This window comes from Vibrio sp. S17_S38, from assembly GCF_014694375.1.
GTDB lineage: Bacteria > Pseudomonadota > Gammaproteobacteria > Enterobacterales > Vibrionaceae > Vibrio.
In genome coordinates this window covers 1-10,823 of record NZ_JAAUWW010000035.1, presented here as the reverse complement: position 1 = coordinate 10,823, position 10,823 = coordinate 1, and the positions used below count along the sequence as shown (strand labels likewise).

16 protein-coding genes are annotated in these 10,823 nt (G+C 40.0%); 12 read left to right on the top strand and 4 right to left on the bottom strand.

The features are described from left to right. Positions 1-83: 83 nt before the first annotated feature. The 3 genes from HC725_RS16280 to HC725_RS16270 form a co-directional block, all read right to left on the bottom strand. Entirely contained in the window at positions 84-341 is a 258-nt protein-coding gene (locus tag HC725_RS16280) for a hypothetical protein (protein WP_203219089.1), read from the bottom strand. 81 nt (positions 342-422) lie between these two features. Beyond that, entirely contained in the window at positions 423-1,508 is a 1,086-nt protein-coding gene (locus tag HC725_RS16275; protein WP_190332912.1) for a glycosyltransferase family 9 protein, read from the bottom strand. Between the two features lie 178 nt (positions 1,509-1,686). Continuing rightward, positions 1,687-2,403, bottom strand: a complete 717-nt coding sequence (locus tag HC725_RS16270; RefSeq protein WP_190332911.1) for a LexA family transcriptional regulator — start codon at positions 2,401-2,403, stop codon at positions 1,687-1,689. A gap of 194 nt (positions 2,404-2,597) precedes the next feature. On the opposite strand from HC725_RS16270, the gene HC725_RS16265 reads away from it, so the two are divergent. The 11 genes from HC725_RS16265 (at position 2,598) to HC725_RS16215 (ending at position 9,813) form a co-directional block, all read left to right on the top strand. Further along, the gene (locus tag HC725_RS16265) at positions 2,598-2,837 is read left to right on the top strand and encodes a helix-turn-helix domain-containing protein (protein ID WP_203219088.1); all 240 of its coding nucleotides are present in this window, start codon (positions 2,598-2,600) and stop codon (positions 2,835-2,837) included. Beyond that, the gene (locus HC725_RS16260; protein ID WP_190332910.1) at positions 2,837-4,900 is read left to right on the top strand and encodes a transposase domain-containing protein; all 2,064 of its coding nucleotides are present in this window, start codon (positions 2,837-2,839) and stop codon (positions 4,898-4,900) included. Before HC725_RS16265 ends, HC725_RS16260 begins: the two co-directional genes overlap by 1 nt. Further along, entirely contained in the window at positions 4,897-5,826 is a 930-nt protein-coding gene (locus HC725_RS16255) for an AAA family ATPase (protein WP_190332909.1), read from the top strand. Before HC725_RS16260 ends, HC725_RS16255 begins: the two co-directional genes overlap by 4 nt. 2 nt (positions 5,827-5,828) lie before the next feature. Then, positions 5,829-6,266: a hypothetical protein gene (locus HC725_RS16250; protein WP_190332908.1), complete on the top strand. Its 438-nt coding sequence runs from the start codon at positions 5,829-5,831 to the stop codon at positions 6,264-6,266. Continuing rightward, a complete protein-coding gene (locus HC725_RS16245; RefSeq protein WP_190332907.1) occupies positions 6,263-6,478 on the top strand; it encodes a hypothetical protein in 216 nt (71 codons plus the stop codon). Before HC725_RS16250 ends, HC725_RS16245 begins: the two co-directional genes overlap by 4 nt. Then, a complete protein-coding gene (locus HC725_RS16240; protein WP_190332906.1) occupies positions 6,475-6,702 on the top strand; it encodes a hypothetical protein in 228 nt (75 codons plus the stop codon). Before HC725_RS16245 ends, HC725_RS16240 begins: the two co-directional genes overlap by 4 nt. 16 nt (positions 6,703-6,718) lie before the next feature. After that, the gene (locus HC725_RS16235; RefSeq protein ID WP_203219087.1) at positions 6,719-7,336 is read left to right on the top strand and encodes a DUF3164 family protein; all 618 of its coding nucleotides are present in this window, start codon (positions 6,719-6,721) and stop codon (positions 7,334-7,336) included. A gap of 163 nt (positions 7,337-7,499) precedes the next feature. Further along, positions 7,500-7,721, top strand: coding sequence for an SEC-C metal-binding domain-containing protein (locus tag HC725_RS16875; protein ID WP_190332905.1), 222 nt, complete (start codon positions 7,500-7,502; stop codon positions 7,719-7,721). Beyond that, positions 7,711-8,373 (top strand): DUF2786 domain-containing protein, encoded by a 663-nt coding sequence (locus tag HC725_RS16225; protein ID WP_238928560.1) that lies wholly within the window; start codon positions 7,711-7,713, stop codon positions 8,371-8,373. The genes HC725_RS16875 and HC725_RS16225 overlap by 11 nt, the downstream gene beginning before the upstream one ends. A gap of 34 nt (positions 8,374-8,407) precedes the next feature. After that, complete coding sequence (locus HC725_RS16220; RefSeq protein ID WP_190332904.1) at positions 8,408-8,611, top strand: hypothetical protein; 204 nt, start codon at positions 8,408-8,410, stop codon at positions 8,609-8,611. 119 nt (positions 8,612-8,730) lie between these two features. Then, on the top strand, positions 8,731-9,813 hold the full coding sequence (locus HC725_RS16215; protein ID WP_190332903.1) for a type I restriction endonuclease: 1,083 nt from the start codon (positions 8,731-8,733) through the stop codon (positions 9,811-9,813). 12 nt (positions 9,814-9,825) lie between these two features. Here the strand turns inward: HC725_RS16215 and HC725_RS16210 are convergent, their stop codons facing one another. Continuing rightward, entirely contained in the window at positions 9,826-10,524 is a 699-nt protein-coding gene (locus HC725_RS16210) for a DUF6710 family protein (protein WP_190332902.1), read from the bottom strand. Positions 10,525-10,621: 97 nt separating this feature from the next. On the opposite strand from HC725_RS16210, the gene HC725_RS16835 reads away from it, so the two are divergent. Then, complete coding sequence (locus HC725_RS16835) at positions 10,622-10,744, top strand: hypothetical protein (RefSeq protein WP_274601411.1); 123 nt, start codon at positions 10,622-10,624, stop codon at positions 10,742-10,744. The last annotated feature ends 79 nt before the right edge of the window (positions 10,745-10,823 follow it).

Sequence of the window (10,823 nt, the reverse complement as noted above, 5' to 3'; positions counted from 1 at the left end):
TGGAATATTAGAAATTAGCAATAGCTGAGCAAATAAGTGGATCAATATTAAAACGGTGAATTTTTAAAAAAGTGGATCAGATTTCAACTGGTGTTGACAGCTAAGGGAGCGATCCCTGCGCCACCAACAACATTATCGTTAACATCAACTAACACCCAATATTGAGATTGAGCAGCAGCATATACTTCAAATAAAGTATCTAAAGTAGGATCTGCAACGCTATAACCTTTGTCAGCTGTTAAGCCATGCTCGGCGGAGACATCTCGAATAACTTGGGCAATGGCATGGTTGTCTTCGAGTCTTATTGCTCTAATAGTACAACTTGAATATTTAGAGTGCATTTTGATACCATTTATTATGTATTTATCAGCCTTTACAATACCCATTTTTCTCAACAAATCAATTTACTAAAAGTAGTTTATTTATCCGGCTTTCTTTAAGTTAGGCTGACTTAAGGTTAATTGAAAGTGTTTCAAAATAGACTCCGCATTAAGGTTGTTAATATGAGTAATATTGAGGTTATTAGGATTTAAACAACCATATATTAGAGGGGATGTATGATTAAATAACCCTACACACTGAGCGCCGGAAGCATTGGCTAAATGTAATGGACCGGTGTCTCCACAAATAAAGAGATCGGAACAAGCTAAAGTTGCTCCTAAGTGACGTAAATTTGCAGTTTGATAAGTCGCTCCTCCAGCGAGTAATGGGGTGGAAATATCTGGGCTTAATATTTCGATCCACTTTATATTCTTATCTGAAGCATGCTCAAATTCGATCATTATTTTTCTCCAAGCTAAGTCGGAGATGATTTTTTTGCCTCTAGCACCACGAAAGAAAGTAATACATAGTTGACCATATTGGGTTAAATTGCCTATTTCATATTTCCCATGCTGCCTTTCTTTTTTTGTTAATTGTAATTGGGCATTAGTCGTTATTGTCGGGTGTCCTAGCTGGGTTAGTAAAGCTAAAGAAGATAAGGCCAAATGAGGATGTCTATTCGGCATTTTTACGCTGTGATTAAAGATTGATGCATGTAGATCATGTGCAAAAGCAATTTTATTTTTCCCGCTCAATATTGCTGCAGTGATAGTATCGGTTGTCGATCGATAAGGCATTATGATCATATCGTAAGTGTTTTTACGGAGGCGTAACATTAATTTGGCATAGTTGATGAATGCTTTAAAACTAAATTGAGATGCGAATATTTGAGTTAAACCTAGGTTATCAAAAACTTGTATTTGCGAAGGCTTGTTTACCATCAAGTCTATATTAGCACTGGGGTAAGCTGCTTTTAATGCATGAATAAAAGGAAGCATAAAATACATATTGCCAATACGTTTATTGTTCCTTAAAACGAGAACGGTTTTGACCTGATCAGGCGTTAATAAATGATGATTTAGGCTGCTTGTATTATTTAATCTGTTGTATAACCATTGCTCTAAAACGTGCGTATATTTTCTACGAAGCTTATCAAAGTGACGTAATTTATTTTTTAATACTTTCATGTAAGTGGCCTAATTATTGAAAGATAGATTTATAAGTTAATACAAAAGAGAGAATGAGTTATACAGTGCCGAAGCATTGATATATAAAGGAAAGAGAGAGATTTAGCCTTAATTATGATCCTTTTAATAAATCAGGTCATTTTAAGGCTTTTCTAATTATAAATTAAAACAGTTAAAACTAACGCTTGGCGCGCTGCAATACACGAGCCATACGGCCTAAGATTTGAAAGCGGCCCTCAAACTCTTCACCAATAAAGAATGGCTTGTATGCACTATTATCACTAGTGGCATGATAGCCTCTCATCGCGAAATCAAACTGCAAGCGCTTTACTAATATCGAGTCATCAATCCTGAACACATAAATACCATCATTTAGCTGTTTAGGGTCTTCTATGACCTCCACCAGCATTAAGTCCTCATCCATTAGCGTTGGTTCCATAGAGTCACCAAACACAGGCACTATGGTCAAATGCTTGCCATACAGGCTTTGTTTAACTAGCCATTCTTTAGAGAACTCAAATTTCGCTACAGGGTTTTCTGAAACAACCAAGCATCCTGCACCAGCACTAGCCTTGAAGTCATATTGAAGAATTTCTACGACGTCTTTATTGATGGGCGTTAAATTGGGTTGATTATTATTGCCAGTGACTAACCATTCTAAACTTACCCCTTCCTTGTTCGCTATGTTGAACGCCTTATCTACTGATGGCATTGTTCCTCGAGATAAATAAGTGCCAAGTGTTGATAGCGGAATATCCCAATCTTTAGCCGCTTCTCGTGTTGTTCGGCCTTTTAATAACGCTCTAATTCTTTCTTTTATAGATCCTTTTCCATCTTCGACAAAAGGATCGTTTTTGGTAATTTTTGCCACTTGATCCGATTCTTTATAAGCCATTGATTTTATTTAACCTTCGGAAGTATTTGTTTGAAAATCACTCAAACGAGAAAAGGATCGCAATATTAGACTTGATTTGTCTGACATTGCGATCAATACTAGTTCACACATTAAGAGAAAAACTAAAGCGTTACTTAGTGCGTCTACTAGTTGCCCAACTATGCAGTGTACTAAAAGACGCAGAGGAGATCACTATGTTCAACATGCGTAACAAGTATGGCGATATCCGTACTGGCTTTATTCAGGCTGCATTAAAACAAAAGGGTTTTAAGTCAATGAAAGAACTTGCGTCTAAATATGACTTAGCCCCATCCACTTTCGGCGCGGTATGGAAATCACCGTATGAGAGAGTTGAACGCATCATTGCCGATGAACTAGGTCTTGAGCCTAGTGATATTTGGCCAAGTCGTTATTTAGATGATGAGGTGGCCTAATGTTTTCGACAGTAAAGGAACTTGCTGGTTTACCAGGAATGCCAAATAACGAGCGTAATGTTCGCATTCAGCTTTCAAAGGTAGATAAAGCGTTTAAACAAAAGCGCCAAGGCTCAAAAGCATTTGAGTACCACATTGATTGCTTGCCAGAACAAACACGCTTGCACCTATTACGTGGTGTCGCAAAACAAAAAGCAGAACAAATTGAACAAACTCGTCAGGTTCGCCAAGTCGTAACACCTGTTTCTGACGAGCTTTGGATGGAATTTGATGAAGCCAAAGACAAAAAGAAAGATTTAACGCGTCAAAAGTATGCCTTGTGCATGCAAGTTAAGGCTTATGTCGATGGTGGTATGAGTATGCGCAAAGCCATGACGCAAGTGGCTAGCGAGGCGAATGAAAAATACTCCACCTTGGTGTGTTGGTTCTATAACAAGCCTGGTCTACAAACTAACCGCATCCCCGTTGAAGATTGGTTACCAGCCTTGTTAGATAAGAAAGGTGTTGCACCTTCACGTATCGCTAAATTTTCACCAGAAGCCTGGTCAATGTTTAAGGCTGATTATTTAAGTCCTGAACAACCAACAGTAACGGAGTGCTATTACCGCATGAAGAAAGCAGCCGAGGCGAATGGATGGGAAGTTCCTTGTGTTGATACTGTTCGCAATCGTGTCACGCAAGACATTCCATACGAGTTACAGGTTTATTGTCGTGGTGGTCGATTTGCAGCTAAGCAAACCTTAGTGCCTGCTCAACGTCGTTCTCGCTCAGGCATGTACGCCATGCAACGCGTATCAGGTGATGGCCACGAATTCCGTATTCGTTGTCACTTGGAAGATGGTTCGATTATTCGCCCTACGGTGTGGGTGTTCCAAGATGTCTACAGCTCAATGATTGTGGGCTATTCCATCGATATCACTGAAAACACAGAAATGCTCGGCATTGCGCTGTACAACATGGTGTCCAAGTTTGGCATCCCTGAAGCCATTGATTTAGACCGAGGCTCGGTTGCGCTAAGTGAAGCGATGACAGGTAGAACTGCACGTCCTAAATCTTCGGGCAAAGGTAAACTCGTTCATAAGAAGTTTGATAATGCTGAAATTGAAGGTGCGATCACCGCGCTAGGTTCCAAGGTGAACTGGACTCGTGTTGAAGATGACAACGTAGGCCGCAAAGGTAACGCACGCGCAAAACCTGTCGAGCGCCTTTTCCACTCACGAGCAGGTATCGGTCAATTTGAACGTCATCCAGCTTTTCGTGGTGCTTATGCAGGCGAGTCAGCCACCAGCAAACCTGCAAACTACGGTGAGACCACCGTTCCTGTTGAGTTAGTGGTTGAGCTATTTGCTCAGTGGGTTCAAGACTGGAACAACCAAGAGCAACGTCGAACTGAAATGGCTCGCGGTATTTTAAGTTACTCGCAAGTGTTTGAAAAAAGCTACAGCCAGGCACAAGTTCGCAAACCAACCACAACACAGTTACGCCTATGTCTGCATAGAACTCGTAAAGGTATCAAAGTGCATCAAGGTGGTTTAGTTGAGCTAAATGCAGGTCGCTATAGCAAGCACTTGACCAACCGCTATCAAAGCAAGGTTCTTTATCAGTTCATCGGCCAGCAAGTGCATTTACGGTTTAACCCGTATGACTTAACCAAAGTCGTTTATGCCTACAGCGAACACGGTGAGTTTATTGGTGAAATTCCATTATATGCCGATGCAGCATTTGATGATTTAGGCGCAGCACGTCGCCAGCAATTATTACAAACCGAATCAGTGGAACATGCTGAATGGCTTGCTGAGCAAATGGTTGACCTTTCAAGTGAAGAACTTGTGGCCTTAAGCCGGAGCAAAGATAAGCCTGAGCCATTAGGTGGCATGGTGCCAAACATTACTGAAATGACACCAGAACTACCAAGAACAGCCGAACAACACCAGATGATAATTAATCAACAAAATAGCAGTGATTTTGACGGCTTATTTTCAGCTAAAAAAGCCGTCGGAAGTGATTTTGAACCATCAATGGATTTAGACGCCTTGATGGAAAATTATGGGAGAAGCAAATGAACACAATTATTCCACAAGTGCTAAAGGTGCGAGACAGCGAAGGTTTAAGTAACCGCCAAATTTCAAAGGAGTCAGGTGTTGGTGAAGCCATTCTAAGCAAGCTGCTGAATAACAAGCCTTACACTGGCGACACTCAAACACAATTAAACAAGCTTGAAACGTGGTTGAAAACACGTAATACCCAGCTTGAAGAGTTTAATAATGTGTTGAAAGAGCCAGACTTTTTACCGCTCCCAACCTCCCAAACCATTTGGAAGCTAATGGATATGGCTCGCACGATGCGCCGTTGGTCAATGGTTTATGAAGGTTCAGGTATTGGTAAAACGGTGACCGCAGAGGAATACCAACGCAAACATAACAATGTATGGATAGTAACAGCGTCTGACTTTTGTAAATCCGCTCGCGCTATTCTTTCAGAACTATGTGATCGCGTAGGAGTAAAAACCTCTGGTATGACAGCGGCTCGAATGAATAAAGCTTTAGAAGATGCGCTTAAAGGTTCTAACGGTTTAATCATTATTGATGAAGCTCAATACCTATCAGACAACGTATTAAATGGTCTTCGCATACTAGCAGAGCATAAATGTGGTGTGTTCCTGTTGGGTAATGATGTGGTGCGCACACGAATGAGCGCGGTTCGCTCACAGGTCAACATGAATCCTATTTGGAGTCGAATGATTCGCCCAACGTGCATTAAAACAGCATCAAAAGGCGACATTCAAAACTACATGATGGCTTGGGGAATTACCGATAGTGAAATGCACAAAACGGCATGGAGCATCATTCCTAAAACCACAGGGCAAATACGCACTCTTGCAGACATGATCATGCTAGCCAGTTCGTCAGCCTCAAAGAATCAAGAAGCCCTTACTCCTAAGCACTTAGTGGCTGCACATCATTACTTAATGGAAAGTATCGGAGCGTAATTATGGCGAAGAAGAACCCTCAAATAGACATCGTTGTTGCTCTCATTGAAAAGCATCAACCATGCACATTGCACTCATTACTACAACATTCTGATGAGTTGACCTTATCTGGTGTGAAGTGTTCAGGCACTATTTTACGCAAGTTTGGCGTCATTAAAGATCTACGTTTTGAAAACAGAGCCGCGGTCGTTTGTTTAACCAATGTGTCATATAAAGAGTTATGCAAAGACTGTGGAACACCGACACGCCGTTGGTCAATGTCAGGTGACTATTGCAAAAACTGTAGCAAAAAGATTCGTATTGCCGCGCGTACTCTTAATCCAGAAGTCGATGCAGAGTTCCGACGTTTTACACCTATGTGCCGACTCATGCACCTGCCATTTGGGTTGCCAACTCAAACCTATGTTGATTACTTACAACTAAGAGGAGCCGCGCTATGAATCGCATGCTAACAGATGAATTTGTATGGTTACACGGTGGTCGAGTTGAACGCCGTAGAGCAATGGGCAAAGGTGAGTTTGTCGTGAGTAATTGCCCTCTACTGATTGACGAATCACTGACTAAGTTCGACATCACACTGCGCAGTCAAGGCATCGAACAACACATGCGAGCCGTAAAGGTAAATAACAGCATTGTGTGTTGGGAGGCATGATGGGCAAAGTAAGAAGAGAGCAAAATCAGAAAATCAAAATTGAAGTCACGGTTCGTTTTGATCCAAATAACCGCAACGGCTTAGGCGAGTTCTTTATTAGCGATTGCCGAGCTGAAGCATTAACTCAGGTGGAATCACTCACCGCAGTGATCGCCTACGGAGCGCGAGATATAGCGCACCAATCGATTAACCAATATTTAAAGCAACACAATCCAGCATTTTAAAATTAGGAGATACAACATGACGACTCAAACAACCGTACCAGCTGGCTACATGAAAGACCGTAAAGGCCGTTTAGTGCCTGAGAACCTAGTTGAAGCACATGACTTAGAAATGGACGCTTTTGTTAAGTTTCTAGCGAACAAGGCTCGCGAGCAACAAGAAATGCTACGCAAGTTTAAAGCTGATTCATTTGCAGAATGCCACGCTTTCTTAGAGTTACTTGGTGAAAAGTATGATCGCAAGTTAGGCGGTGAAAAAGGCAATGTGACGTTCTCAAGTTACGATGGCTCAACCCAGGTACAAATCAGCGTACAAAGCACTTTAGTCTTTGGCCCTGAATTGCAAGTAGCCAAAGAGCTAATTGACGAATGCTTGAGTGATTGGTCAGAAGGCGCTAACGACAACCTAAAAGTAGTAGTAAATGATGCCTTTGATGTGGATAAAGAAGGAAACCTAAACACGGGCCGTATCCTATCACTGCGACGCATTGCGATAGATGATATTCGCTGGCTCAATGCTATGAAAGCGATTAGTGATTCGATGTTAGTTGCATCCACCAAGCCTTACCTGCGTTTCAAAGAGCGTGATGAGCAAGGCAAGATGGTAAATATCTCGCTTGATATTGCGACGCTTTAACCATCTAAATCTAATCCAAACACGCTGCTTGCAATAAGCAGTTAGCACCAACCATTAATTTATTAAATACAGGCAAGCGACGCTCCACGCGTTCCCGCTTTGGCTTCGCTTTGCCTGAATTCAGTAAAAACCTTATTTCAACGTTAATTTAAAGGTATTTAAAGTGGAAATAATTAACCCAGAAATTATACAACCTAGTAAATCTGAATTCTCAATCAATGATATTAGTGACGATCAGCTACAAGAATTGATTCAACTACTCGTTAAGCCCCGTAACCGTAATAAGCCTTGTGTATGCAAATCAGGCAAGAAGCTCAAGCACTGCTGCTTAGGAAAAGTGAAAGCTCTTCAATTGAAGATAAAAGGAGAAAAGAATGAGCAATAAAGCTATTGATAAAATCAAAAAGTTACTGCGTCTTGCTCAATCTGCTAACGAGCATGAAGCAGCTGCGGCTATGTCTCGCGCTCAAGCATTAATGCAACAACATGGTTTATCGCATGAAAGCCCTGAGCTTAGCGATATTGATTGTGTCAGCATTAAATCTAAGTTTAAAGCACGTAAACCTGCCAATTATTTTGCTTCATTAACGGCTATTATTGCCAAGGCTTTTGGATGTCAGCCCCATTTTACTTGGAGTTGGATTGAAGAAGCTTATTTTGTCAATTTCACAGGTCACAACGAACGTCCTGAAATTGCACAATACGCCTATCAAGTGCTAGAACGTCAATTAATTCGTGCTCGTAAAGACTACATAGCGAGCCAAAACAAACGAATTAAACGCAGTACGAAAACCGCTCGTGCAGACATCTTCTGTGAAGCTTGGGTCGCTAGCGTTCAGGGTAAAGTCAATGCTTTTGCATTGTCTGAACAAGAATCTCAACAGCTAACAGAATATATGGAATCCAAACACCCAGATTTGAAGACGACTAAAACCCGTGAAGCTTCAGAGAAATATGCTCGTGGTGGCGCAGGTGATGCTTACTGGTCTGGCATGGCATGGCAGCAGGTAAGCAGGCTCAACTCAATCGAGGTATGAACGGCACAGAACAAGCCAAACTAGAGGCTAAAGCATGATTGAATTCCTAATTGTACTTTGGTGTTTATCCTGGTCTGTTGTTCTTGGTATGGATGTGTATTTCACCAGAATCAAGAAAGAGGAAAAGTCACCATTTCACGTTGTCGCTATGACTTATTTGGTTGCTCCGTTCTTTGTAGCCTATGCCTTTGGACTGGTATTAGGCTCTCAATCGTCGGAATTAATCGATAAAAATTAAGTCTTTGATCATAAATATGTTAATTAGCCCACTTTTTTTAGGTGGGCTTTTTTTGTTTTTTGCATTTGTTCGAGTATTCTATTGCAACTTGTAAGAAATTATAAATATAGGAGTAACACATGGATTTCATTGAACGTTTACAAGCACTGGCTAAAAAGTCAGAACAGGTATCTTCGACCCTAACTACTGAAGAAGCGACAAAAAATGCCCTGATAATGCCATTTTTACACTCGGTTCTAGGATATGATGTATTTGATCCAACTGAAGTTGTTCCTGAATTCACAGCAGATACAGCGACTAAAAAAGGTGAAAAAGTTGATTATGCGTTGATGAAAGATGGTGAAGTTCAGATTTTAATTGAGTGCAAAAAATTTGGAGAGAAGCTATCAACAAAGCATGCGGGACAACTCTTTAGGTACTTTTCAGTAACCAATGCTCGAATTGCAATTTTAACTAATGGCAATCAATATCAATTTTTCACTGATTTAGATGCACCAAATAAGATGGATGAAAAACCATTTCTTGTTATGGACTTAGACTCATTGGATGATCATATTATTCCAGAGGTGAAAAAATTAACTAAGACCTCTTTTGATGTTGATTCTGTTGTTGATGCAGCAGGAGAACTAAAATATCTCAGCCAAATTAAAAAAGTTTTATCTGAGCAATTTGCAAATCCAGAAGAAGACTTTGTTAAATTCTTTACGTCAAAAGTATATGACGGTGTTCAAACACCAAAAGTAAAAGCTCAATTCCTTGAGCTAACACAGAAAGCATTAAAACAATTTTTGAATGACAGTATTAATGCCCGTCTACAGTCTGCTATAGGTTCGGATTCCCGTTCAAGCTCAACATCTGAAATGCCTAATGCTGAACCAGAGCAGCTAGATGATCTTGAAACTAAAGACTCTAAAGTAGTGACTACCGAAGAAGAATTAGATGGATTCAACATCGTTAAAGCTATTCTACGTCAAAAGTTTGAAGTGTCTCGAATTTGTGCTCGTGACACTCAAAGCTATTTCGGTGTTTTACTTGACGATAATAACCGCAAACCTTTATGTCGCTTACACTTCAACTCAAAGCAAATGTATTTAGGTTTACTGGGTGAAGATAAAAAAGAAACTCGTCATCCAATTGAATGCGTTGATGACCTTTTCAATTTTTCAGAACAATTACTTGAAGTAGCAAACCGTTACGAATAGTTGTTCAGGCACCTAATGTTTTTGCTCTAACTTAGGTGCCGACTTTTCAAATATTATTCGGCCAATCTCATATATATACCCTAGCTCCATATATCTAGGTTCACCTATCTTTTGACCCGTTTTGATATCAATCCAGCTATATCCATCAAACTCAATATATTGATATAAAATAGAAAAGTCGTAACCGTATCTAGGTTTAATATTACCTGAGCTTCGGATAATGCCTTGTGTGATGGAGTGATTACCACTTATAACTAAAAAAATATTAAATGGATAGCACCATTGTAAGTTGTGATTTAAATCAGGAGCCCATTCCTCTTTATTTCCTAGTACACCTAAAAGTCTAGATGTTCTTTCCGGTGACCAGGGGGTAGGTAAAACAATATCTCTCCCAAGATGTGCTAATGGTATGTTTTTACTTTCAATTTTTGGAACTAATTCATAAAAAAAACGAATGAAAGTGCATTCCATTGATGGGATATATTTAATACCAAAGTCCTCTGGAGAAAAGTCAAGTAACTTACTTGGGTGTTGGTCTAACAGGTATACATTTTCTCTCATATGATGACTTTGAATTGGCCTCATGATTAATCTCTGCAAATCTTCAAGTCCATCAATATCTAAATGAGAAAATCTATCAATTATAATATCTAATTTACTCTGCGTTGTTTTTGCTCTTTGCTTAAAAAATAAACTTACAAGTTTTTTCATATAAATATTCTTTTTTCGCCTCAATTCCAGTCACCGCACCCACTGCCTGTTTTTTGTGCTTACAATAACCATAACATTTATGTGAGTGAGTAACATTATGTCGATAACCATCGTAAAGATTGGGCGTCCTAAAGTCGATAATCCTAAATCAGCAGCGCAGAGAACACGCGATAGTCGTAAGCGTAGCAAAGCGTTAGTGTCAACACCAGTTGAAATCTGATCCACTTTTTTAAAAATTCACCGTTTTAATATTGATCCACTTATTTGCTCAGCTATTGCTAATTTCTAATATTCCAGCT